Below are 25,221 nucleotides of genomic sequence, written 5' to 3'. Positions count from 1 at the left end.
TGCGCACCAGCGCGCGGATCAGCGGGTCGTCACTCGTGCCCGTGGTCAGCCCGTCGCGCACCCGGCGCTCCCAGTGCGCCCAGGCCGCCTCGCGCCGCGCCCGCGGGCCGGTGTCCAGGAGGTTGTCGCCGTGGTGCATCACGGCCGTCATTGCGACGACGTGCGGCAGCAGCGGAGGTGGCAGCAGCAGACGGACGGCCAGGTAGGAGGTCGGGCGGAAGCGCGCCACCAGCCGCCGCTGTGCGTCGTAGTCCCGGCGGTCCCCGGCAGCTGTGACACCGGCCGCGGTCAGGCTCCTGCTCCACTTGCTCACGGGCCGATCGTAGGCGGACGCGGGCCGGTCCGAGGACCGAGGGGAGGCGGTCCGGCCACCGCGGCCACGGCCGTCACCGCCCGGGTGGGGAGACCCGGCCGGTGACAGCGTGGCAGATGCGAAGGGCTACCGGCCATCGGCAGAAGGGGAGCGGACCGGCGTGGTCGTGTCACCCGCGGGGCCGCAGTGCCGTGAGCAGACCGTCCGCCAGGCCGACGGCAGCAGCGGCGGCAGCGGCGGCGCCGTCCGTCGGCGCGGATCCCGCGCAGGCCCGTACGACCGCACGGGCCTGCGCGCCCGGCCACGTCTGCGCATAGGCCCGGTCACCGTCGGTCGCGTACGCGACCGACAGGGCCTCGCCGAGCGCCAGCGCGTGCGACTGGGCGAAGGCACGCGCGTTGACCTCGTTGCTCAGGTGCGCGTACTCGTGCCCGTAGGCGTCGGCGTCCGCTGCCGAGTAGCCGTTGGCCAGAGCGAAGTCACGGGCACCAGTGTGGGACTGGGTGTACGCGCTCGTCCGGTCGTAGGCCGCGTCGTGCAGGCGCAGGAGGACGGGGGCGAGTGCCGCGCGCCATGCGTCACGGCCCGCCGGCGCGCCCCGGCCCGCCGACGTGTGAAGGTCACTCAGCACGGTGACCGCGGCGTTGTCCCGGGCATGGCTCGTGCGGGCGAGCAACGGCAGGACCGTGTCGGCCTGCCAGCGGTGGACGGCGTTCAGGCCACGGGGCACGCGGTGTTCGGTGAGGACCGTGTGCAGCCGGTCCACCCAGTCGTCCGCGACGTCGGTCGGCAACAGCTCGTGCAGGACGGTCACGAGGTGCCACGCCCAGGCGGGCGGGGCCGCCCCGCCCGCCGTGCCGGGCCCCGGCGGTTCGGCGGCCCGGGCACGCAGCGCGGCGCGGAACGCGTCACGGTCGGCGGTCGTGGTCACGAGGCACCTTCGCTTTCGTCGCAGGACCTGGTCGGCTCCGGTCAGCTCCGCAGACGGCTGCCGTCGATGGCGACGCGGCGCCCCTCGCGGGTGTGTGGGAAGTAGTCCCACACGGCGTGGTGCTGGACGCTGCGGTTGTCCCAGAGCACGAGGGTGCGCTCCTGCCAGCGGACGCGGCAGTGCAGGAACGGGGTCTGCGCGACGTGTGCGTACAGCATCGCCAGCAGGGCGTCGGACTCGGCGCGGGACAGCTGGGTGATGTGCGAGGTGTAGGGGGCGTTGACGAAGAGCAGCTTGCGGCCGTTCTCCGGGTGTCGTACGACGACGGGCTGTACGGTGCGCGGCACGTCGTACTCCGGGGGAGGGGTCAGCCCGGCGTCCGTCCAGGGCTTGGCGCCGTCGTGGAGCGCGCTCAGGCCGTCCAGGAAGCCGCGCAGGGTGGGGGAGAGCACGTCGTAGGCGAGGTGCATGTTGGCGAACAGGGTGTCGCCGCCGCTGCCGCCCTCGGGAACAGTGGTGATGTACAGCGCGGAGCCGAGGGAGGGCTCGGCGTCGGCGGTGCCGTCGGAGTGCCAGCCGTTGCCGGCCACGGCTGTGGAGTCCTTGTCGGCCCTGATCTCCAGGATGTGCGGGTCGGAATCCTCGGCGGCGAGGGCGACCGGGTGGAGTTCGCCGAGGACGCCCGCGAACCGCTTGTGATCCTCGCAGGTCAGGTCCTGGTCGCGGAATACGAGGACGTGGTGGGTCTGGAAGGCGTGCTTGAGCTCCTTCTCCTGCTGGGGGGTCAGTTCGCGGGAGAGGTCGAGGCCGGTGACCTCGGCGCCCAGCACCGGGGTGAGCGGTGTGAGGGTGAGGGTGTCGTAGGACCTGGCGGGGCGCGTCGTGAGCCGCTCCAGGGCTCGCAGCACGTGGTTCTCGTTCTCCATGGGATACCTCCTGGTGGGACGTGGGGGCCGGGGCCGGGCGGGGTTCAGAGCCCGTGGTCGAGGAGTTCGGCCACCACGAGGCGGCCGAAGGCGTCGTTGCCGTGGATCGTGTCGTCCTGCTGGCAGAAGACGTCCCGCTGGTGTCCCCGGGCGTCGGTCACCCGGTCGCGCAGGTCGACGATCTCGACGCCGCGCCGGGCGAGTTCGGTGCCGACCACGTCCTGGACGGCGAAGAAGACGTCGGGGTCGGACATGCCCGGGACGCGCTGTGGCGGCAGCGGGGCCAGGACCCGCAGTCCGTGGGCGGCCGTGTGTTCGTAGAAGGCGAGCGCGCCGCGCACGTTCGCCCGCACGAGGTCGGTGAACAGTGCGCTGCGCAGGAAGGCGCCGGGCACGGTGCCGCGCCGGTCGCGGTGGATGTCCCAGTTCTGTCGGGTGGCCAGGGTGTGGGCGCTCAGTCCGAAGGTGCACACGAGCGGCACCTCGAGCCCGCCGAGCCCGGTGACCTCCAGGGTGTCCAGGAACTCCCGGAACAGCCGCTGCGCGTGCGCGTCCCGGAAGGTGAGCGCGCGGTCGTCGACGTCGAAGAACGGCCCGAGGAAGTCCCGCCCGGAGCCGACCGGCCCGCCCACGAACGGCAGAGCGGCGTCCCGCGCGGCGCGCCCGACGCATCCGGCGTGGGAGTCACCGAGCAGGAGGAAGCGGGGCGCCGGGGTTGTAGTAGTCGAGCACCGCGTCGTCACACCAGTGGTCCTCTCCGCCGGTGACAGGGATGGTCGGGGCCGACGCGGGCGCGGACGAGCACGCCACCTGGCCGGCCCCGGGCCGCAGGGCCCGGAAGAAGTGCCGCATCACGAAGGCCACCCCGTCGGGGGTGACCGTGCGCAGGTTCGGTTCGAAGAAGGCAGCCCGGTACGGGAAGCCCGTGACGATCTCGTACGACGGGAAGTAGTCGATGTCTTCCGAGGAGTCCGCGAGCTGGCCGGCCGCCGCGCGCAGCACCGACTTGGAGTGGGTGGTGGCGACCAGGACGTGGCGGCCGGTGGCGGTCGCCGTCAGCGGAACCGGGGAGACCGTGAGGATCGTGCGCAGCCGGGGGTTGACACCGCGAGCCAGAGTCAGGACGGCCGTCAGGTCGTCGACGACCCGGGCCACCGTGTGCCGGTGCAGCACGTGCCGGGAGGGATCGAAGGTGCCCCGGACGGTGCCCGGGCACGTCGGCAGCACCGTGCCCGTCGCGGAGTCGTGCCAGGCCTCGGTCAGGCCGAGGGTGAAGACGAGCACGTCGGCCCGGGCGAGCGCGGTACGGATGGCCGCCAGAGTGACCTCGCGGGCCGCCAGCAGGTCCTTGCGGGAGGCGAAACCCTCCGGTTCCACGGAGGGCCGGTAGGGATCGTGGAAGGCTCCGCCGTCCTCCCACACCTCCTGTGGCGGCTCCTCCACGCCGAGCGCCCAGGCGACCCACTGGCGCAGCCCCGCCGCGGTGTAGACGTTGCCGGTCCGGAAGGAGAAGCGGCGGTAGCCGCGGGCCGCCTGCTCGGCGGCGCTCAGGCCCGGCGGTGGGAGTTCCGCGTCGTACCAGTGCATCCCCTCCTTCAGCAGAGCGCGTCCGATGCGGGCGGCGAAGCAGGACCCGGAGGTGACGACCCGGGCGTCGGCGGAGATGGTGAACTTCGGTGTCCACAGATCGGTGATGTCCGCCGGATCGGGTTCGGCGACGGCGGTGCGCCAGAACGACCGTGCGGGCAGGCGGGTATAGGGGTGGGACACGGCGCTCCTCAGCTTCCGGTGGGCGCGGGGGCCTCGGCCGCGGCCAGTGAGGCGGCGAGGGACCGCACGTGGGGCTGGGCGAACAGCCCGTAGTGGTCGGCGTCGACGTGGCGCACGGTGTACGGCGGGGCCAGGTGCGCGTTCCAGGCGTCCGGCGCGGCCGGGGCGGGTGCCAGGAGGCGGTCCGGGACGGGGCGATCGGCCAGCCACAGGGTGGCGGGGGTGCGTGTGAGCCCAGGCAGACGGTGCCCGGCCATCGCGGTGAGGTTGGCCCGGCAGCAGTGCGCGAGGCGTTCGGCGTAGGCCCGGCCGGCGGCCGTGAGCCGGTCGGCGCCGTTGCCGCTCAGCTCGCGGGCGAACACCGCGGCCACCCGCTCCTCGTCGTAGGCGGCGTACAGGCCGCCGGCGCCGGGCGCGGGCGGGTCCAGGAGGTGGAGCGAGCCGGCCGGGTCGCCGGCCTCCTCGGCCACCGCGGCCATGGACAGCGCGACCCAGGCTCCGAAGGACCAGCCCGCCAGGCGCAGCCGGCGGCCGCAGCCGGGGACCGCCGCCCGTACGGCCTCCAGGTACTGGGCGGCGCGCTCGGCGATGGAGGGGGCGGGCAGGCCCGGGTCGCGCAGCCGGGGATCGGGAATCAGACACAGGGTCAGGTCGGCGGACAGGGCGGCGGCCAGCGGCCGGTAGGCCTGGATGTCGCCGCCGACCGGGTGGACCAGGCACAGCACGTCACGGCCCGTGCCGCGCTGCCACACCTCCACCTCCACGGTGGCGGAGCCGGTCGCGGCGGTGTGCAGGTGCCCGGCGATCTCCGCGAGACTCACCCGGTGGCTGAGCCGGGAGAGGTCGATGTCGGTGGCGTAGCGGCGTTTCACCTCCTCGAGGAGGTCCAGCAGGGTGAGCGAGTCGGTGCCCAGGTCGTAGAGCGCGGCCTGCGGGTCGATCGCGTCTACGCCCAGCAGGTGCCGCGTGATCTCGGCCAGTTCGGCGACGAGGTCGCACGGCACGGTCGCGGCCGGTGCCGCGGTGGTCGGCTCGGCGCCCGCGGTCGACTCCCCGGTGCGTGGCCCGCGGCGGGCGGCCCGCTCCGTGCCGGCCCGGCGCGGGAGGCCGGCCGGCCCCGCGGCGAACGCCGGTGCCGCCTCCGGTTCGTAGAAGCGGTGCGCCCCGTCCAGGGGCGTGGTGCTGACCATGAGGTGGGGCAGGCGCAGGCGCAGGGCACGCTCGAACACGTCCGCCCCGTCGTCGGGAGTCAGTGCCACCGCCAGGTGGTCCTGGTGGCGGGTGTCGGAGATCCGCGCGTGCTGCGCCATGCCGACCTCCCGCCAGGCGTCCCAGCCGATGCTGGTGCGCGCGGTGGCCTGGACCGGGCCGGGGGGCGTGTAGTGGGCGAGGGCGTCCAGGCAGGCGTTGGCCGCCGCGTAGTCGAACTGGCCTACCCCGCCGAAGCGGGCCGCCATCGACGAGCAGTAGACGGCGTAGTCCGGGCCGTGTTCGGCGATGAGCCGTTCGACGAGCAGGACACCGCGCAGCTTGGCCGCCGTGGCGCGCCGGGCGGCGGCTCGGTCGCGGCGGGCGAGGAGGACGCCGGCGGCCGTTCCGACGGCGTGCACGATCCCGGTGAGCCGTGCCAGGTGCGGGGCGAGCCGGGCCGCGACCCGGGTCGGGTCGTCCGAGGCCAGGTCGGCCCGGACCAGGGTGAGGCGGTCCAGGTGGGGTCGGAGCACGGGCGGTGTCCCGGCGCCGCGGGCGACGAGGACGACCCGGTTTCCGGGATGCTGGAGGAGGAGGCGGGCGGCCAGGGTGCTGCCGATGCCGCCGGTTCCACCGAGCACCAGATGCGTCCCCGGGGTCACCCGCGGGCCGGGGTCCGGCGTGTGCGCGTCCACGGGCTGCGGGACGCGGTGCCACCAGAAGCCGTCGCGCAGTGCGCTCTCGGGTGCGGTGAGGGTCTCGTCGAGCAGCAGGTCGGGCAGGTGCGCCGCCCAGTCGGCCGGTCGGGGGCTGGGCAGGTCGGTCCAGTGCAGTTGGACGCCCAGTTCCTGCCGGGGCACCTCGAGTGCGGCGGCGAGCAGGCCGGCGCCCGGGACGCGGACGGTGCCGGTCACCGGCTGGGCGCCGTGGGACAGCAGCCGGACACGGGGGCGCCGGACGCCGGGGACGTCGGCCAGGGCGCGGGCGAGCGCGGCCACCGTGTCCAGGCACGCCCACTGGGCCGCTTCCAGGGCGTGTTCGTCGAGGACGTCGCCCAGCGACAGCGGCAGGGTGTGCAGCCAGTCGACGCCGTCGGCGGACCGCACCGCCGGCATGTCCAGCAGAGCGGCGAGCTGTCCGGCGTCGGCGGGATCGGCCTCGTAACGGTCCTCACCGAGGCGGGTCAGGGCCGCGCGGGAAGGGCCGGCGCGCACGACGATCAGCCGGGCGTAGTGGTCCTTGAGGAAGCGCCACTGCGCGGCGGCCGTGTCCGCGTCGGCGTCGGTGACCACCACGGCGGTGCGCCGCGGCTCGTATGTGCCGGTGCGGGCGCGGCGCAGCCGGGTCCACAGCGGCTGGTGCAGCCAACGGGCGGCGGGCAGCCGGGCGGGGCGCGAGGGGCCGTCGGCCGGGACGGCGCCCGTCGTGGCGCGACCGCGAGGGAAGTCGTGGTCGGTGGTGTCGAAAGCGGGCGGCGGGAAGTCCCAGGGAGCGGGCGCCGGCCCGGGGGACCAGTCGATGGTGTGGCCGCCCGTCCAGGCCCCGGTGAGCGCGTGCGGATCGCCGCCCGCCGCGGGCACCGGGCCGCGCGGGGCTGGGACCGCGATGTCGAAGGCGGAGCCCAGCCACGCGACGGCCGAGGCGACGTCCGGGCAGACCGCCCCGGCGCGGTGCGCGAGCGCGGGCCGGCCGGCCTGGAGGTGGCGCAGGACCTGGGGGTAGGCCTCGGGGTGCGCCGTGAGATAGGCGGCGACACGCGTCGCGTCGGAGCGCACCGAGGCAGGGGAACCGCCGGACAGCGGCAGGCAGGGCAGCGGCTGAGCCGTATCCGGCGCTGGGGCCGGGCCCGGCTGTTCCAGCACCAGATGCGCGTTGGTGCCGCCGATGCCGAAGCTGCTCACGGCGGCCACGCGCGGCCGGCCCGCCGGCCAGGGCTCGGCCGTGACCGGGACCCGGAAGGGTCCGTCGTCGATCTCCGGGTTGAGCCGGTCGAAGTCGGCCGTCGGCGGGACGATCCCGTGGTGCACGGCGAGCACCGCCCGCACCAGGCCGACGACCCCCGCCGCGGCGCCCAGGTGACCGATCTGGCTCTTCACCGAGGACAGCGCCACCCGGGCGTCGTCCGCGAGGCCGTACGCCTGCCGCAGCGCCGCCGCCTCCACGGGGTCGCCGAGCCGGGTGCCGGTGCCGTGCGCCTCGATGTACCCGAGGTCGCGGGCGTCGCGGCCACTGCGGAGCAGCGCGGCACGGATCACGGCCCGCTGGCCGGCCACCGAAGGGGCGCTGTAACCGAGCTTGTTGTGACCGTCGTTGTTGAGGCCGGAGCCGGTGATGACGGCGTACACGGTGTCCCCGTCCCGGCGGGCCGCGGACAGCGGCTTGAGTACGACCACTCCCGCGCCGCTGCCGCCCACGGTTCCCCCGGCGTCCGCGCTGAAGGGCCGGCAGTGACCGTCCGGGGAGAAGATGTGCTGAGGCCGGTAGGTGTATCCGCCGGTGAGTTCGGTGTCGACCAGGACGCCGCCGACGAGCATCACGTCGGCGTCACCCTGCCGCAGCATGCCCGCCGCCACGTGGACGCCGGCGAGCGAGCTGGAGCAGGCGGACTGGAGCGTGAACGCCGGTCCGGTGAGCCCCAGATGGTAGGCGGCCTTGGTGGCGAGGAAGTCCTTCTCCTGGTGCAGCGCCATCCGGAAGGAGTCGGGCAGGGCGTCCGGGTCGGCCTCGCGCAGCATCCGTCGGAAGTAGGTGTTCTCACCGCAGGAGGCGACCAGGCCCACGCGCCGGGCGCCGGGGTCGGCGAGCCCGGCGTGGGCGAGCGCCTCGACGCAGTTCATCAGCAGATGGCGTTGCTGCGGGTCCATCAGCCGCGCCTCCTGCGGGCTGATGGTGAACCGGTCCGGGTCGAAGGCGAGCAGCCCCGCCATCTGGCTGCGGGCCCCGACCCTTTCGTCCGGTGCGGGGAAGTGCTCGATGCCGCGCCGCCCCGAGGTGACCAGGTCCCAGAACGCGGCGAGGTCCGGCGCGCCCGGCAACCGTACGGCCATGCCGACGACGGCGACGGGTTCCTCGGCCCGGGCGGGGGCGGGCCCCGGGCCGGGCCCGGAGGTCCGCGCGCGGCCGTCCAGGAGCCCGGCCAGTGCGCGGGGGGTGACGTGTTCGAACAGATCGGGGACGTCGAAGGGGAGGTCGCCCTCTCCGGAACACCTCAACTGGAATCGCATCAGATCCAGGCTGGTGGCGCCCGCCTCGAAGAACCTCTGGTCGGCGGCGACCGCCTTGCCGGTGACGGCCTCGAACAGGTCGGCCAGCCTGCGTTCCAGGGGGCTGAGGCCGTCCCCGGTGCCTCCCGCGGTCCGCAGTTCGTGGCCCGGCGCGGTGAGGGCCGCCCTGCGGTCCAGCTTTCCGCTCGGGGTGCGGGGCAGCCCGCCCAGACGCCGGAACCGGGCGACGCGCACCTGGGCGGGCAGCAGACGGGCGAGGTGGGCGGCCAGCTGGGCCGGGTCGGGGTCGTCGCCCCGGCACTCCAGGGATGCCGTGAGCCGGCCGTCCGTGACGGACGCGACCGCGCCCGCGACCCCGGGGAAGCGCAGCAGCGCGGCCTCGACCTGCCCCAGTTCGAGCCGGTGGCCGCCGAGTTTGACCTGGCCGTCGTCGCGGCCCGCGTAGTGCAGCAGGCCCTCCCGGTCGAAGCGGGCCAGGTCGCCGGTGCGGTAGAGGGTCCCGAGGCCGGGATCGTCGACGAACCGGTCGTGATGGGCGGCCGGGTCGCCCAGGTAGCAGCGTCCGGCCATCCGCCCGCCGATCAGCAGTTCTCCGGTGACGCCCGGCGGGACGGGCAGCCCGCCCTCGTCGACCACCCGCAGTACGGCGTGCGACACCGGCCGTCCGATGGCGGGCCGGTCGGGCCAGGCGGCCGGGTCGCCCTTCAGGCACAGGGCGCTGACGACATGCGTCTCGGTGGGACCGTAGTGGTTGAACAGACGGGCACCGGGCAGACCGGCGAACCAGCTTCTGATCACGCCGGTACACACCAACTGCTCGCCCGCCGTCACCACTTCGCGCAGCCGGGACGGGAACCGACCGGTGCGTACGCCGTGCTCGGCGAGGAGCTGCAGGGCCACGTACGGCAGGAAGATCCGCTCCGCCCCACCGCTGTCCAACTGGTCCAGCAGGGCCGGGACGTCGTGCCGCCAGGCGGGCTCGACCAGGCGGAGCAGGCCTCCCGAGCACAGGGTGGTGAGGATCTCCTGGAAGGAGACGTCGAACGACAGCATGGAGAACTGCTGGGTGACGGCAGGCCGTGCCAGGCCGCCCTCGGCGCGCTGCCAGGTGAGCAGGTTGCACAGTGTCCCGTCGGGGACCTGGACGCCCTTGGGGGTGCCGGTCGAGCCGGAGGTGAACAGGGTGTAGAGCGGGCGGAGCGCCGGACGCGGGGGGACCGGTGCGGCCCGCGGGGCGTCGGCGAGGACGAGGGGGTGGCGGGCCAGGCCGGGCGCGGCCAGGGCGTCGAGGACGCCGAGGTCGCCGGGGGCGGCCAGTACGCACAGCGGGTCCGCCTGGGCGAGGACCTGGCGCAGCAGCGGCGGCGGGTAGGAGGGGTCGAGCGGGACGACGGTGAGGTTGAGGCGGGCGGCGGCGAGGACGGCCACGACGTGCTCGACGGAGGGCTCGAGGTAGAGCGCCACGGACGCCGGCGCGGCGGGGTCGGCGGGCAGGCCGTCGCTCAGGACGGCGGCCAGATGGTTCGCCTGCGCGTCGAGTTCGGCGTAGGTCAGGCTGATCCCGCCGTCGGTGACGGCCGGGGCGCCGGGGGTGCGGGCCACCTGCCGGGCGAAGCCCTCGGCCACGGTCGGGAAGTCGGGATCCGGGGTGGAGCCGCGGCCGGGGTCGTGCAGGGCCGTGCGGTAGGGGGTGACGAGGTCCCCGAGGGGGATGTCGCGGTCCGTGGTCAGACGGTCCAGGATCTGGCCGAAGAGCCGGGCGGCGTCCGCGGCGCGGTCGGCGCCGATGTCGTCGCGGTACTCCCACAGGCAGTCGAAGCCGCCCTCGTGCTCGACGACGGACAGCGCCAGGGCGCACTTGGCGCCCAGGGGGTCGGGCCACCTGGGCCGGACCGCGCACCCGTCCAGGCGCACCGTCTCGAACCGTGTGTTCTCCAGGACGAAGAGGTAGTCGAACAGCGGGGTGCGTTCGCGCAGGGCGGGCTCGCCGAGGACGTCGGAGAGCGCGACGTCCTGCCCCTCCAGGACGGTTCGCACGGTCTCGGCGTGCGCGGCGAGATGGGCCCCCAGGGAATCCTCCGGGCGCGCGACGAGGCCGAGGAGCACGGTGTTGGCGAACATGCCGACGGTCTCGGCGAACTCCGGCCGGGGCCGGCCCGCCACGGGGGTGGCGATCAGCGGACGGCTCTGCCCGGTCACGCCGTACACGCTCGCGGCGAACGCGGACACCAGGAGCTGGAACCTGGTCAGGCCGAGTTCCGCCGCCCGGCGGTCCACCGCCGCGCATCCGGCCGGGTCCAGCGAGGTCCGCAGCAGCCGCGCCCGCCGCGGGGACGGTCCCGTCGGGACGGGCAGAACGGGCGACGCCTCGGGCGCACGGCCGTAGTGGGCGCGCAGACCGGCCAGGCGGTGCCCGTAGGTCGGCGCCGCGTGCCAGGCACGCTGCCAGCGGGCGAAGTCGAGCGGGGTGACGGCGGGGGCCGGACGGTCTCCCTCTTCGGCGCAGGCTTCGCTCAGGTCGCGGAAGAGGAGGTTGAGGGACCAGCCGTCCACGGCCACGTGGTGCAGGTGGAGCAGGAGCAGCCCGCCGTTCGGACGCGGGACCCAGGCCATCCGCAGCATGCGGTGGCCGGTCAGGTCGAAACGCCGGGCGAGGAAGCGGCCGGCGGTCTCTCGCCAGTCCTCCTCCGCCCCTGCTTCGGTCTCCTCCCAGGGGTCGTACGGCGGCTCGATCCGCTGCCGCAGCCCGTCGGGGGCGGGCACGAGCCGGGTGCGCAGCGCCGGGTGCCGCTCGACGAGCGCGCGGGCCGCACGGCGCAGGCCCCGGACGTCGACGGCGCCCTCGACGTCGAGGACGAGGGGGACGTCGTAGGAGCGGTCGTCCGGGTCGCGCTGGTGGAGGAGCCAGAGGCGTTCCTGCTCACCGGTGGCCGGCGCGTCCGTGACACCGGAGGCGGCCGGAACGGGCGGGTGGCCGCCTGCTGCGGGGTCCGGGGAGTGGACCGCTTCGGCGAGTGCGGCGAAGTCGGCGCGCAGCACGAGGTCCTGCGGCAGGTCGACGCCGTGGCGTTCCAGGATCTCGAAGCGGAACCGCAGGGCCTTCAGCGAGTCCCCGCCGTTGGCGATCCAGCGGTCGTCGGGGCGCAGACCGGTGACCTGGAGGATCTCCTGCGCGAGTTCCAGGACCAGCCGGTACCGGCTGCCGACGGGAGCCTCGCGCTCGCCGGTGCGGGCGCGGGTCCATGCCGGCCCGGCGTCGCGCACCAGGGCGGCCTGGTCGACCTTGCCGTTGGCGGTCAGCGGGAGTTCGCGAACGAGATGGGTGCGGTGCGGGCGCATGTACGTCGGCAGGGTCGCGGCGAGATGACGTTCGTAGGCGTCGAGGCCGAGGTCGTCACCCAGGACGAGAAAGGCCAGCAGCTCGTTGTGTCCCGACGGGTCGCGCAGGGTGCAGACGTGGGCCCGGCGGACGGCGGGATGGACCAGGAGCTGCCGTTCCACCTCACCGGGTTCGATACGGAACCCGCGCACCTTGACCTGCCGGTCGGCCCGGCCGACGTAGCTCACCAGGCCCTCGGCGTCCTGCCGGACGAGGTCGCCGGTGCGGTACCAGCGGCCGGGGCGGCCGTGTTCGTCGGGCAGCTCGACGAAGGCCCGCGCGGTCTGCTCCGGCAGGTTCCGGTAGCCGCGTGCCAACGCCTGACCGGACAGCAGGAGTTCGGCGACGTCGCCCGGCTCGGCACGCCTTCCGCCCTCGTCGAGCAGGAGCATGCCGGTGCCGGACAGGACGGTGCCGATGGGGATCGTGTCGCCGGAGAAGTCCCGCGGTATGGGGTGGCACAGGGCGAACGTGGTTGCCTCGGTCGGGCCGTACGCGTTGTGCAGGACGGTGCGCGAGGCCGGGTTGGCGTCGTACCAGTGGCGTATCAGCGGCACGTTGAGCCGATCGCCGCCGACGAGGACCTGGGCCGCGTCGGCGAAGCACCCGGGGACCTTCTCGACGACCGCGTTGAACAGGGCGGCCGTGATGAACAGTGTGTCGGCACGGCGGGCGCGCAGTGTCCGGGCGAGCCGGTCCGGGCTGTGCACCTCGGCGTCGTCGAGGACCAGGCAGGTGCCGCCGGTGAGCAGAGGGGTCCAGATCTCGAAGCTGATCGCGTCGAAGGCGGGGTTGGACAGGCAGGCGTAACGGGCGCCGGGCCACAGCCGGATGTAGCCGGGGCGGGCCAGCCGCAGTACACCCGTGTCGGTGATCTCGACCCCCTTGGGGCGCCCGGTGCTGCCAGAGGTGTAGAAGACGAAGCCGGTGCCGGTGTCGTTGCCCGGGACGAGGGTGGGAGGGCCGTCGGCAGGGATGGGCGGGCCGGCCGGCTCCGGCGGATCGAGCAGCGTGCCCGGTCGCAGGCCCGCCGGTGTGCCGTGATCGTCGCGGATCACGGTGACGGCACCGCAGTCGGTGAGGATGTGGTGCTGTCGTTCGGGCGGGCTCAGCCGGTCCAGGGGGACGACGGCGGCTCCGGCGCGGCGGATGCCCAGCATGACGCAGATCAGCTGCCAGGAACGGGGCAGAGCGACGGCGACGGCGTGTCCGGGGCGCACCCCACGGGCCCGGAGACGCTCGGCCACCCGGGCACTGAGCAGGTCCAGCTCGGCGTAGTCGAGGGCGCGGGTGCCGTCCTCCACGGCCGTGGCGCCCGGGGTGCGGCGGGCCTGGGCGAGGACGGCGTCGGCGAGCGCACTCGGCGCGGCGGACGGGGAGGGCAGGGTCATTCTCCCTCCCGCACGCGGGCGGCCGGAGGGGCAGTGGCGCCGGACTCGGCCGAGAGGTGGGCCAGTTCGGAGGTGAGCAGGGCGCCGACGCGGGCCGCCTCGCCGCCCTCCAGGATCTCCCAGTGGTCGCACTTCAACGTCTCGACACGGAACGCGTCCAGGGCACGACGCCGCCAGAAGTCGCGGACCTCGGCGTGCGCGGCGGTCTCCGTGCCGCCGGGCACGGCCTGGGCGAGCACCAGCCGGACCGGGGAGGGGGCCGGGACGTGGTCGCGCGCGGTGAGCCGGTTGTGGTTGTAGATCCGGAAGTAGCGGTCGACCTGGGCGTCGTCGATCCCGGGGTACATCCCGTTGAACCTCACGAGCTTGTCGCGGAACTCGGCCGCGTCGACCGCGGTGATCTCCTCGCGGGCCAGGGGGTCGTCGCTGGCCTGGGTGTCGAGGAGGACGACGCCCACGTCGCGGCGTCCGGCCCGAGCGAGCAGCCGCCCCATCTCGTGGGCGACGACGCCTCCGTAGGACAGCCCGGTCAGCACGACCGGGCCGTCGCCGAGCGGTCCGAGCATGCGCAGGTACGTCTGCGCCATGGCCTCGACCGTGGGCAGGACGTCCTCGTCGGGGTTCACTCCCGGCGACTGGATGCCGTGGAGCGCGACGTGTCCGGGCAGGAAGGAGGCCAGCGGCAGGTAGCAGAAGGCGGTGCCGCCGGCGGGGTGGACGCACACCACCCGCGGGCCGTTGCCGCCGCGGAACTCGACGACGCTGCCCGACGCCTGGTGCTGGCCGCCCTCGCGCAGCAGCGCGGCGAGCGACTCGATCGTGGGCCGCACCATGACCTCGGCGACGGGCAGGTGCCTGCCGAAGGACTCGGTGACCTCGTGGGCCATCTTGATGGCCGACAGGGAGGTGCCGCCGATGTCGAAGAAGTTGTCGCTCACACCTATGTCGGGGTGCAGCAGCACACGTTGCCAGATCCGGTACAGGGTGTGTTCCACGTGGTCGCGCGAGCTGGCGGTATTGACCCGGGCGGTGGTGTGCTCGTGCACGAGCCGCAGCAGTTCCGCCCGGTCGGCCTTGCCGTTGTGGTTGAGCGGGATGCTCTCCAGGCCGAGGATCACGATGGGGATCAGGTAATCGGGCAGTCGCCGGGCCAGCGCGGCCCGCAGGTCGTCGCCCAGGACCGAGCCCGTTCCACCGACGGCCGCGACCAGCCGGAGCTGCCCCGCCGGGTCCCGGTCGGCGAGGACGACGGCCTCGCGGACACCGGGCAGGGCCATGAGCGCGGCCTCGGTCTCGGCGGGTTCGACACGGAACCCGCGCAGCTTGACCTGGTCGTCGGCGCGGCCCGCGTAGTGCGCCTGGCCGTCCTGGTCCCAGCGGGCGAGGTCCCCCGTGCGGTAGACGCGTTCGCCGGGCACGAACGGGTCCGGCAGGAAGCGTTCCGCGGTGAGATCGGGACGGCCTACGTAGCCGCGGGCCAGGGACGCGCCGCCCAGATGGATCTCGCCCACGACACCGGGCGGCACGGGCCGCATGCGGCTGTCGAGGATGTACAGGCGGGTGCCGGGCAGCGGTCTGCCGATGGGGCAGGGGCGTTCCAGCGGGCGCGGGGTGTAGTAGGCGGTGCTGTACAGGGTCGCTTCGGTGGGACCGTACCCGAAGCAGATTCGCAGGCCGGGCAGGTGCTGCGTCATGCGGTGCAGGGTGGCCTCGGTGAGGGACTCCACGCCGGTCGCCAGTGCGCGCAGAGGCAGGTCCCGCAGTCGGACGGCGGGATCCTCGTCGATCCACCTGACATAGGCGGGCGGCAGGAAGGCCTGGCTGACCCGCCGCTCACGCATCCAGCCCAGCAGCGCGGCCGGGTCACCGCGCAGCTCCTCGGGAACGATGTGCACGGCGCCGCCCGTGGTCAGGGGCATCAGCAGTTCGTGGACGGAGGCGTCGAAGCCGATGCTGGACCAGGCGGAACCGATGTAGCCGGGGGCGGTACCCATGCGCTCGTGCCACGTCGCGAAGAGGTTGAGGACACTGCGGTGCTCGACGGCGACGCCCTTGGGTCGTCCGGTGGATCCGGAGGTGAAGATCACGTAGGCGGTCCGGTCGGCGGCGTGTGTGATGCCGGGCGGCGGGTGCCCGCCCGTGGTTCCCTCGCCCTCGACGGCGGCGAGGTCGAGCCAGTCGGCGGGCCGGCCGTGCGGGCCGTGGTCGCTCAGGACCAGGGAGCAGGAGGCGTCCTCGGCCATGTCCGCGAGGCGGTCCGTTGGCTGCTGGGGGTCGAACGGGACGTAGACGCCGCCCGCTTTGAGGATGCCCAGGATGCCGACGGCCAGCCGGCAGGTGCGGCGTGCATGCAGCCCCACCGTGTCGCCCGGCCGCACGCCGCGGGCGGTGAGGGCGTGCGCGAGCCGGTTGGCGCGGTCGTCGAGGGTGGCGTAGTCCACGGTGTCGTCCCGGTCGGCGACCGCGGTGCGGGTGGGATGCCGGCGGGCCTGGAACTCGAAGAGTGAGGCGAGGCCGTCGGCCCTGCGCAGGAAGGCGGCGGAGGGGGTGGACGGTACGAGCGCCGTGGCGTCGCCCGAGAGGATCATCCGGGTCCGTTCGTCGGGCCCCATGAGTTCCAGGTCGAGTATGTCCCGGTCCGGGTGCCGGGCGAGGTCGCTCAGCAGCCGCCCCAGGTGGTCGGACCAGCGCCGGGCGGTGGCGTGGTCGACGAGCGCGGTCGCGTAGTCGAGGTGTCCGGTGACCCTCCCCTCGGACTCGGAGACCGACAGGGTGAGGTCGAACCTGGCGGAGGCCGTGGAGATCGGGAGCGGTCGGGCCTCGATCCCGGGTATGCGCAGCATGTCGGCCCGGTCCGGGACCCAGGCCAGCATGGTCTGGAACAACGGGGTGCGTGAGGCGCTGCGCGGCGGGTTGACCTGTTCGACGATGCGCTCGAAGGGCACGTCCTGATGAGCGAGCGCCTCGCGGACGACGGCGCGGGTGCGGGCGAGGGCCTCGGACCCGGAGGGAGCCGCGGACAGGTCGATGCGCAGGGGCAGTGAGTTGACGAAGAAACCGATGACATCGGCGGCTCCGGCGCCGCGCCGGCCGGTGACCGGGGTTCCGACAACGATGTCCTGCTGTCCCGACAGCCGCGACAGCAGCACGGCCCAACCGGTCAGGACCGCCACGAACAGGGTGGCGCCGTGCCTGCGGGCGAGACGTCGCAGGGCGGCCGTCGTGTCGGCGTCGAGACCGAACTCCACGCGCCCACCGGCGTAGTCCTGCTCGGCCGGCCGCGGACCGTCGATGGGTAGTTCGAGAGCGGGCGGCGCGTCCTGCAGCGCCCTTTTCCAGTACGCCTCCTGCTCCGCGAGCGAGCCGTCGAGCACGGCCCGCCGCTGGGCCTGGGCGTGATCGGTGTACTGCGTCGCCGGCGTGGGCAACGGATCGGGTCCGCCGTCGACCAGCGCCTGGTAGGCAAGGCCGAGCTCGCGCATCATCACGTTCATCGAGGAGCCGTCGTAGATGCTGTGGTGGAACGTGAGGAGCAGCGCGTGGCTCTCGGCGCCCAGGCGCAGCAGACGGCCGCGACCAAGGGGCCCGGCCTCGAGATCGAACGGTTCGGTGTGCTCCTCCCGCTGCCGGGCCGCGAGGCGGGCGGAGGGGTCGTCGGCGCCCGTGAGGTCCTCGTAGGCGAGGGCGAAGCCCCCTCCCGGCGGGTCGATGTGCTGCCGCACGCCGCCCGCCTCGGCCACCAACCGGGTACGCAGGCTCTCATGACGATCCGTCAGCATGTCGAAGGCGCGTGCCAGTCCGGCACGGTCGACAGGGCCCCGCAGGGAGTAGGCGATGGTCTCGTTGTACGCCGCGTTGGCGCCCGGCAGCTGTGCCAGGAACCACAGACGTTGCTGCGCGAAGGAGGCGGGACGGACCGTGGGGAGGGTGTGCTGCACGGGCAAGGGCCTGGCCTTCCTGTCGAGATGGCGCCGCAGAGTGCCCAGCGCTCGGAAAGCGTTGGACATGACGGAGAGCGATATCGAGAAGGGACGCTGAGGCAATGGGAGAAAGGTGCCTCGGGTAAAGGAAGATGCAATTACCAGAACGTGCCGGTCGACCGGATGATCAGGCCGGTTCGCCGACGGCCGGAAGCCTCATGGAAACCCGCGAGACAGGGGTGATCATCAGTCAGGTGTGGAAGTGATGTCAACACCTTGGGTGTGACAGGTGTGAAATGCCGCCGCGAGCGGTGAAGGCGAGGTGCGGGTGCTGCGGGAGTGAGGCTCCGAGCGGGCATGCGCGGCGTCCGCAGTTGTTCATGATCCCGCGCTTTCCATCTCGCGGACCGTAATCGCCGGGATGCTCCTGTTTCTTTGGTTGCTGCACGGTTTGCGACTGGCGACTGGCGACGGAGAACGAGACCTCGTTGCGTTTTCGAGCAAGCCTACGGCTTGGGAGTTCCGGTGCACCGTGCTGATGGTGAACGGAGTGCCGATAGCGACGAAGTCCCGAGTCATAGCCCATTGTTGCGCCACAGGTGTGTACCACTGATCTCGATTTCTGGGCGGCAAGCAGCCGAGCCCCGAGCCGGCAGCGATGCCGGTCGAGCGAGAGGACCTTGCGCCGGAGGACCCGCGGGAACGGACAGCGACCCGTGGCGGTGGTGGGGGCGCTCACCGTGAGGCCGACCGGCCGGTCCGCGTCCGCCAGCCACACGTCGTAGCGTCCGTCCACGGTGGTGCGCACAGGACGACTCCGATGCAGACGGGACAACATGCCGCAGGGACAGTTCCGACATCGTTGTCAGCTGGAGCGTGCATCTTCGATTCCCCAAAAGATCACCCTCTTCCAGGGCACGGTCAATGGCATCACGCTGGCGGCTTGAGCCGTGTCGTGTTCACGCCGTCGTCACCGTCGCGGGTGGCCCGGACGCCTCGGACCCCCTTCGGTCCGTCCGTCGAGCCCGCCGTGGCCGCCGTCCGCACGTCAGTGGCCGCGGTCGGCGCCCTCCTCCCGGGGAGCCCGCCGCCTCCGCGAAGCGGCGCGCCGGGCACTTCCCCAGTGGAAGACGCCCAGCCCGGAGCCGTGTCGGCTGTCCCCGCTCGGCGGACACGGGCCGGGTACCGCGCTGTTCCTGGACGGCCGCGCGGGAGAGCCGGATGCCTCCACAGGACGTCTGGTGAGGAGCGGGTGGTGGCCCTGACCGCAACGGCCTCAGGCGTGCGCAGAACGTTCCGTCTCCAGCAGCAGGACGTGATCCACTGCCTTCACCAGGACGTCCTTGACCGACGTGCGCAGGCGCGCGTCGCAGAGCATGACCGGCACCTCCGGTTGCAGGGTCAGTGCTCGGCGGACCGTGTCGGGCGGGTAACTGCGGGCGCCCTCGAAGCAGTTGACCGCGACCACGAAGGGGAGCCCGCGGCGTTCGAAGTAGTCGACGGCCGGGAAGCAGTCGGAGAGTCTGCGGGTGTCGGCCAGTACGATCGCGCAGAGCGCCCCGGCGGCCAGCTCGTCCCACATGAACGAGAAGCGGCCCTGCCCCGGGGTGCCGAAGAGGAACAGGGCAAGCCGGTTGTGAATGGTGATCCGGCCGAAGTCCAGAGCCACCGTGGTGGTTCCTTTCCCCTCCACTCCCGCGAGGTCGTCCACCCCCATGCTGGAGCGGGTGAGAACCTCCTCCGTGTGGAACGGGACGATCTCGCTGATGGCGGAGACCAGCGTGCTCTTTCCTGCCCCGAAACCACCGGCGACCAGGATCTTCGCCGCCTCGGGCAGCAGGTCGCCCGGTGCGGCGGGTGCACCGGGGCGTGGTGTGGATGACATTGCGAGCGTGCCTTTCCGTTTCCGTTCGATGCCTCACGCGACGTGTGGTCCGTCGTGCCGGTGACGCACGCGCCGGTGCCGCCCGCCGAAGGCCGCCGAGGCCGTCGGGGGAGGTCCGGTTGCGTGGCACCGCGAACCGCGCTGTGCGTCACAGCTCGCGCAGTCCGTCGAGGACTTCCCTGATCACGCGAATGCTGGGACGGCCCGTCCGACAGGTGGGCTCCCGCACATGTATGGCCTGTGCCGTGTGCAGGTCCCCGAGCAGGACCCGGACCACTCCCACGGGCAGGTTCATGCGCGACGCCACCTCTCCCACCGGACACGGGACTTGACAGATCCGTAGGATCGCGCGGTGTTCGGGCTGGATGCCCAGACGGAGGTCGAGGGAGTCGACAGCCGCCACCACGAAGGCCACCAGGTCGAACCAGTAGCCCTCGTTGCGCGTTCTCCCGCGCACCATGGCGTACGGTCGTACGACAGGCCCGTCGGTCTCGTAGGACCATTCGTGCGCAGCACTCATCCCGCTCCGCCGCTGCCTACCACCGGGGTGTCGCGGGAGCCGACCGACATGTGGAAGCCGAGCCGTCTGACGAGCATGGCCATCTCGTACGCCACGACGCCGATGTCCGCGCCCTGACGTGTGAGCACGCACAGGCAGGCGTTGTCCCCCGCGGCGCACACGAAGAGGAATCCTCCCTCCATCTCGACCATGGTCTGCAGTACGCCGCCGCCCCCGAAGTGCCGGCCCGCGCCCTTGGCGAGGCTGTGGAACCCGGAGGCGACGGCGGACAGACGCTCTGCCTGGTCGCGATCGAGCGCGTCCGAGGCACCGAGCGGCAGGCCGTCCGTCGACAGCAGGACGGCATGGCCGACCTCGGGTACGTTGCGCACCATGTCGCTCAGGAGCCAGTCGAGCTGGTTCCGCGTCTCCGACAGTTCTGTGTCCGTCATTGTCCACCGCGCATTCTGTAGTCCGGATGGGGGAGAGGAGCCGGGACGGGCTCGCGACCAGCGGTGCCGACGGCACCCTCCTGCGACCGCACGAGCTGCGTGTGGGCGTCCGCCTGCGCCACCCGGGCGCGGGCCGCGCCGGCCTGCAGTGCCGACATCATGGAGCGCACCTGGTCCGGGCGACCGACCGCCCCACCGGTGTGCGCGGTCGGCCAGGGTTCTCCCGGCGCGGCGGAGCGGGTCCAGGGAGCGGCCGTGGGGGAAGCGGCCGCCGGCGGCCCGGATGCCGGTGCGGATGAGTGGCCGGTATACGGATCCGGAGCCGCCCCGTCGCGGGGTGCCGGAACGCGCCCGGTCCCGGAGCGCATCTCGTGGCCCGATGGGTCCCAGTCCATCAGGCGCCTGACGGCGAGGCCGGATCCGTCGGCGCCGTCGTCGGTGAGACTGGCTTGGGGGATGCGGCGGGGCAGCCCGTCGATGGAGTCGTCCGGACCCGGCATGGCGGCCGGAAGTGCCTGGGCCGACGCCGTCGGCGCTCCGGCCGGCCCCGGGTTGTGCGGCGCACCGGCGGGCACGACCGGACCATGACCGGGGCCGGCGGGGAGATGGGACATGCCTCCCATCGGGTCGGGAGCGCCCGCGGGGTGCCGCCCGTTCGCAGGTGTGGCGAATCGACCGTCCATGGGGAAGGCGGGATCCGGCGCGGAAGCGGTGGCGTCGTGGGGCGGCTCGGTTCGTCCCTGCGACGGTGCCGCCGCCGGTACGGCCACGGAAGGGGTCCGTCGTGGGCGCCCCTGCGTGGGGTGCGCATGTCCGCTTCCGTCGGCTCGCCGCATACCGGGGGCCGCGGTGGGGTCTCCGGATCCGCCGACGGCAGTACGGATCTCCAGGGGCGCCAGGGTGCCGGCGGTCGGTCCAGGGTGTGCGTCCCGACCCGTCGATGGTTCCCCGGACGTGCCCGGAGCCTGCGCCTGTTGCCCTTCGGCGGTCCGTGAGGTGTTCTCGCCCTCGCCCGAGGGGGCCCACTCCAACAGGTCGTCGGGGATGAGCACGACGGCGTTCACGCCACCGTACGGGGAACGCCGCAGGACCACCTCGATGTGGTGCCGCCGCGCCAGCCGGCCCACGGTGATCAGACCCAGACGCGTGCTGTCCACGGTGGTCACGTCGAGTGGCGCGTTGAGGCGTTCGTTCGCCGCCGCCAGCTCCTGGGGCGGCATGCCGAGCCCGCGGTCGTCGATCTCGACGACCAGACCGCTGGCGGCCATGCCGGCGCTGACACGGACCTCGCTGTCCGAGGGGGAGAACATCTCGGCGTTCTCCACCAGCTCCGCGATGAGGTGGATGACATCCGCGGCGGCACGTCCCTGAATGCCGATCTCGGGCACCGGCAGCACCACGACGCGGGCGTACTGCTCCGTCTCTGCCACACCTCCCCTGATGACGTCCACGGCGGGCACCGGATGCCGCCAGTAGCGCCCCGGGGCGGCGCCCGAGACGATGAGCAGGCCTTCGGCGTAGCGGCGCATCCGCGTGGCGAGCTGGTCGAGTTCGAAGAGCCGGTCGAGGGTGTTGGCGTCCTCCTCGTGGCGCTCCATGACGTCCAGCATGCTGAGTTGTCGGTTGATGAGGACCTGGCTGCGGCGGGACAGGTTGACGAAGAGCTGGCTGATGCCCTGATGCAGGCGGACGTCCTCCTGCGCCAGTTCGACCGCGGTGCTCTGGAGTGCCTCGAACGCCGCTCCCAGTTCGGCCATTTCGGGGTTGACGAACACCGGCCGGGTCGTACCGGTCGCCACGTCCACGGTTTCGCCACGGCGCAGTCTGCCCACGACGTCACGCAGCCTGTCTTCCGTGAGGTTGTGCGAGGACGCCTTGAGTCGCCCGATGTCGCCGAGCAGCGAGCGGACCATCCGGACCGACATCACCGACGACACGATCAAGGAAACCAGTCCCAGCAGAGCGGCCACGACGAGTTCGGCCAGAGCACGGTGGGCGGGCGGTCCGGTCCGGGTGAAGACCAGTGAGATGTACTCCAGGGCGGTGTTGCTGGTCACCTTGTCGGTGGCATCGTAGGCGGCGCGCCAGGACGCGATGGGGAACGGCAGCCGCTTCGCCTTCGGGCCCGCCTGGATGAGGGAGTCCTCCAGGGCGGTGACCCGAGTCATGGAGCCGCCCGGGGCCGCGAGTTCGAGGAACGGCGATCGCTGTGGGGCCGGCAGTCGCGTGACCGCCTCCTCGTTGAGCAGCCGCTGGGCTCCGATGTACTGGACCAGGGTCCGGTAGACGGACGGGTTCATTCCGTCGCGCGGCGCCGCGGCTACGGCGGAGATCAGCGCGTCTTCCTGGGAGAGCAGGTCGCCTGCCGGTACCTGTGCGTACAGCGCCTGTCCGAACTCCTGCGCGTCCTCGTCGGGCAGGACCGTCATGGCGCGCAATGCCTCGCCGATGCTCTGCGTGACAGCCGTGTACGAGGCGAGGACCTTGTCCGTCGCCAACTTCTTGCCGTCGACGCCCTCGCGGATCGAAGGCAACCCTGCAAGGGACTTCTCCGCTCCGTCGACTCCCTTGCGCACCTTGTCGTTCTCGGCGCCGCGCACCTCGTCTCGGTGCGCTTCCTCCAGGAAGGCGGCGAGCGCGGCATCGGTGGCCTTTCGGCTGGCCGCGAGGCTGACCGATTCGTCCGACGTCGTGACGGCCACGGCCGCCTCCCGCCGCTCGTGCTGTACGGCAACCAGCGTGCGCCCCAGCGGCGCCGCGAGGTGGTTTCCGATGGTGTCGACGTGCAGGAGTGTGAGGGCGTTACCCAGCGAGAGGTAGGCAGCGTAGCCACACACCACAGCCAAGGACGCCAACGGCAGCGCCAGCATCGCGGTGAACTTACGGCGTATGGACCAGCCGCGGTGTTTCATGAAGAGGCCTGCCTGAAGTATGCGTGGACTTGCGACCACCGACGACGAGATGAGGGGACGACGCGGCATGTGTTCAGGGCAGAGCACACACATGCCGCCGAGATCACAGGTGTCGACACGCTGTGAAGGCGTACACGTCGCGCCAATACTAAAAGCGCGTCAGTTAATGTCAATGGACCAGGGGGTAAACCTCAGAGGTGCTCCTGGTCGACGACGAGCAACACATGTGGGCGCGCACTGGGGGAGTCGTCATCCAGCGTGGTGGCCGACCCATCTGCGAGGCGACGGGAGGAAGCGGGACAGCGCGGTCGGGACGGACACGGCACAGCCGTGGTCAGCAGGCCTCTCCCGATTCCGCGACCTCATGACGCGGTAGGCATGCATACCAACGTGTGCACCACCGTGGGGGCCGGAGACGACGACCGAACCGTCGGCACGTTGCTTCCCTGCTCGGCGTGGACGGCCGTCCGCAAGGTTCCGGGCGTGGCCGGTCGGCCGAACCGGGACGCCCCGCCCCCAGATGGCCTTCCGTGGCGGCACCGCGAGCGCGCGGACTTCGCGGCAGGCGCGCTGGACGCCCGGCACAACGGCGCCCGCGGCGCGGGTTCGACACGATTGGAACGGCCCGGGACGAGGACCCGGACGGCGGGAGCGAGGACGAGGCGGTGCGTGTTCCGCACGCCCGTTCCCTGATCCCGGACGAGCCGCCGCCGCGGTGCGTAAAGGGGGCGCGCCGCTACCGGTCCAGGATGCGGCGGAGCCAGCGGACGAGGGTCTCGAGGGCCATCCGCGCAATGTGCCCGAACAGACGTGGGGCTCGGCCTCTCTCTCCCGCAAGCCAGATGCGGGCGCCGTGCCTCGGGACTGCTGCAGGGTTGGAGACGCCTTGACCCGGCCCCACCGTTTGGGCTCCAGTCTCGGTGACTGACTGGCGGCCGGGATGGTGTCGTTGTCGGAGAGCGGCTCGTACTCGATGGGGGTGCGGCAGCCGAGCGCTGAGTGTCGTCGCCTCTGTCGACCACCAGCCGGCGACCGGAGGCTCCAGCCCGTCCGCCGCCGCTGTTTCAGGCGCTGAGTTACCCGAGGTCGACATCCCGGCCAGGAGCCTGGTCCTCGGAACCGTGCCGACGGCGACGAGGTGCCGCCGTGCGCCGCACCCGCGCGTGCGACGGACCTCTCCGGCCTGCCGCCCACCCTTCATCGTGACCGCCGGACTCGACGCGGCGGTGAACGCCGCCTTCGTCCGCGCCTGGTACGGATACCTCCGCCGTCAGTTGACCGCCGTCGGCCCTGAGCCGGTTCCGCGGGGCGGGCCTGGCTCGGATCGGGCCGGTGATCCGGTCCGGCGGGGTGGGGTGTTGTCGCCGTTTGCGCAGTTCACGGGGTAGGAGGAGGGGCATGCCATGACTCAACCGTTCACGGGAGCGAGTCTCCAGCAATCCGCTTCAATTTTTAACAGGGGGTTAACGTCTCATACATATGTGCGTTAGATTCGGGTGGTCACCACGGACCCGGCGACCACACGGATTGCTCTGACTGACGCCCATGGGGCAGCGGGGCTTCGTATCAGCCGCGCCTCCCACGAGGTTCGAACCTGACCGGGCGGGTTCGTTGGCGGTTGCGCTTTGCGGGTCGTTTTTCGTGCGGCGGAACCAGGATCACACTTGAGGAGATCCACGTGGGGCGGAATCGAGAGCGGTGGTCGGACTCGACGGCCGACAGCGAGTGCCGCGCCGAGAGTTCCGTTGAGCGGGACGCCTCGGTACTCGAGGATCGGGTGACGCCGTCTCACCAGGGTCAGTCCCGTGCCTGTGACGACGTCGGATGGTGGGACTCGTTGTCCGAGCGGCTGAGGCCTCGTTACGGGTCCAACGATGAGGGCGTATCAGGGGTGGGCATCTCACCGAGGCTCGTCGCCGGTGGCAACTCACTCACGTTGCAGGCGAACGACGGCTTTTCGCAGGGCCCCCGGGAAGACGCCTGTGAAACGGTCGGCACCGCGGTGCAGAACGTAGAAGCGCCGCCTGCAGTGATGCATGGCGCCAGGCATGGTGTGCGTGAGGTGGTCGGGGTCGCGTCGGGGGAGTGCTGATCCGTCATGGCGATCGAGGTGCCTGACTGGGCGAATGCTCTCTTTTTCATGGTCGTTGGTGAGCGTATGCCGCAGGCCAATGAGGATCTTGCCTATCAGAGTTATCAGAGTCACCTGGCTTACAAGGATTTTTCGGCGCGGCTGCACAGGTTGTCGGGTCTGCTGGAGGAGTCGGTCGCGGCGTCGGGCCGGGCTCTTCCGTCGGAGATCGCCGGGCGTTATGTGCGTGCGACGCGTATGGTGACCGACGACGGGGGCAGGAATTATGTCGTCGAGTTCGCGAAGCAGTTGGACGATATCGCCGAGGGGCGGGTGAAGACGTCCATCCAGATCGCC

Annotated in this window: 11 protein-coding genes and 1 pseudogene; 1 reads left to right on the top strand and 11 read right to left on the bottom strand. The window is 72.5% G+C overall.

The window, feature by feature from the left end:
* The 11 genes and pseudogenes from IE94_RS0132840 to IE94_RS0132790 all read right to left on the bottom strand — a co-directional run.
* Nucleotides 1–313 (bottom strand): annotated as a pseudogene (locus IE94_RS0132840) (phytoene/squalene synthetase); the annotation flags it as partial.
* A gap of 169 nt (nt 314–482) precedes the next feature.
* On the bottom strand, nt 483–1,244 hold the full coding sequence (locus tag IE94_RS39665) for a hypothetical protein (protein WP_051777826.1): 762 nt from the start codon (nt 1,242–1,244) through the stop codon (nt 483–485).
* A gap of 41 nt (nt 1,245–1,285) precedes the next feature.
* On the bottom strand, nt 1,286–2,170 hold the full coding sequence (locus IE94_RS0132830; RefSeq protein ID WP_030191694.1) for a TauD/TfdA dioxygenase family protein: 885 nt from the start codon (nt 2,168–2,170) through the stop codon (nt 1,286–1,288).
* A 44-nt stretch (nt 2,171–2,214) separates the two neighbouring features.
* Complete coding sequence (locus IE94_RS0132825; RefSeq protein WP_030191693.1) at nt 2,215–2,913, bottom strand: hypothetical protein; 699 nt, start codon at nt 2,911–2,913, stop codon at nt 2,215–2,217.
* Nucleotides 2,855–3,940 carry a GSCFA domain-containing protein gene (locus tag IE94_RS0132820; protein WP_030191692.1) on the bottom strand — a complete coding sequence of 362 codons (1,086 nt, stop codon included), beginning with the start codon at nt 3,938–3,940 and terminating at the stop codon, nt 2,855–2,857. Before IE94_RS0132820 ends, IE94_RS0132825 begins: the two co-directional genes overlap by 59 nt.
* An 8-nt stretch (nt 3,941–3,948) precedes the next feature.
* Nucleotides 3,949–13,125 carry a non-ribosomal peptide synthetase gene (locus IE94_RS0132815; RefSeq protein ID WP_030191690.1) on the bottom strand — a complete coding sequence of 3,059 codons (9,177 nt, stop codon included), beginning with the start codon at nt 13,123–13,125 and terminating at the stop codon, nt 3,949–3,951.
* On the bottom strand, nt 13,122–17,132 hold the full coding sequence (locus IE94_RS0132810; RefSeq protein WP_078606661.1) for a non-ribosomal peptide synthetase: 4,011 nt from the start codon (nt 17,130–17,132) through the stop codon (nt 13,122–13,124). Before IE94_RS0132810 ends, IE94_RS0132815 begins: the two co-directional genes overlap by 4 nt.
* A 1,189-nt stretch (nt 17,133–18,321) precedes the next feature.
* A complete protein-coding gene (locus tag IE94_RS0132805) occupies nt 18,322–18,930 on the bottom strand; it encodes a GTP-binding protein (protein ID WP_037924319.1) in 609 nt (202 codons plus the stop codon).
* Between the two features lie 148 nt (nt 18,931–19,078).
* The gene (locus IE94_RS0132800) at nt 19,079–19,450 is read right to left on the bottom strand and encodes a DUF742 domain-containing protein (RefSeq protein ID WP_030191686.1); all 372 of its coding nucleotides are present in this window, start codon (nt 19,448–19,450) and stop codon (nt 19,079–19,081) included.
* Nucleotides 19,447–19,881 carry a roadblock/LC7 domain-containing protein gene (locus tag IE94_RS0132795; protein WP_051777822.1) on the bottom strand — a complete coding sequence of 145 codons (435 nt, stop codon included), beginning with the start codon at nt 19,879–19,881 and terminating at the stop codon, nt 19,447–19,449. Before IE94_RS0132795 ends, IE94_RS0132800 begins: the two co-directional genes overlap by 4 nt.
* A complete protein-coding gene (locus IE94_RS0132790) occupies nt 19,878–22,793 on the bottom strand; it encodes a sensor histidine kinase (protein ID WP_167343995.1) in 2,916 nt (971 codons plus the stop codon). Before IE94_RS0132790 ends, IE94_RS0132795 begins: the two co-directional genes overlap by 4 nt.
* 2,098 nt (nt 22,794–24,891) lie before the next feature.
* On the opposite strand from IE94_RS0132790, the gene IE94_RS36425 reads away from it, so the two are divergent.
* A partial coding sequence (locus IE94_RS36425) for a hypothetical protein (protein ID WP_037924317.1) occupies nt 24,892–25,221 on the top strand: 330 nt, incomplete at its 3' end.

Origin of the sequence: Streptomyces violaceorubidus (genome assembly GCF_000717995.1) — a bacterium.
GTDB classification, from domain to species: Bacteria; Actinomycetota; Actinomycetes; order Streptomycetales; family Streptomycetaceae; genus Streptomyces; species Streptomyces violaceorubidus.
Note: the sequence above shows the minus strand (reverse complement) of the source record. Positions and strands in the feature narration are given on the sequence as shown.

What these genes read in the sequence shown, in the direction of transcription:
- IE94_RS0132830 (WP_030191694.1), bottom strand. Translation starts at nt 2,170, where the DNA reads ATGGAGAACGAGAACCACGTGCTGCGAGCCCTGGAGCGGCTCACGACG.
- IE94_RS0132815 (WP_030191690.1), bottom strand. Translation starts at nt 13,125, where the DNA reads ATGACCCTGCCCTCCCCGTCCGCCGCGCCGAGTGCGCTCGCCGACGCC.
- IE94_RS0132810 (WP_078606661.1), bottom strand. Translation starts at nt 17,132, where the DNA reads ATGTCCAACGCTTTCCGAGCGCTGGGCACTCTGCGGCGCCATCTCGAC.
- IE94_RS0132805 (WP_037924319.1), bottom strand. Translation starts at nt 18,930, where the DNA reads ATGTCATCCACACCACGCCCCGGTGCACCCGCCGCACCGGGCGACCTG.
- IE94_RS0132800 (WP_030191686.1), bottom strand. Translation starts at nt 19,450, where the DNA reads ATGAGTGCTGCGCACGAATGGTCCTACGAGACCGACGGGCCTGTCGTA.
- IE94_RS0132795 (WP_051777822.1), bottom strand. Translation starts at nt 19,881, where the DNA reads ATGACGGACACAGAACTGTCGGAGACGCGGAACCAGCTCGACTGGCTC.
- IE94_RS0132790 (WP_167343995.1), bottom strand. Translation starts at nt 22,793, where the DNA reads ATGAAACACCGCGGCTGGTCCATACGCCGTAAGTTCACCGCGATGCTG.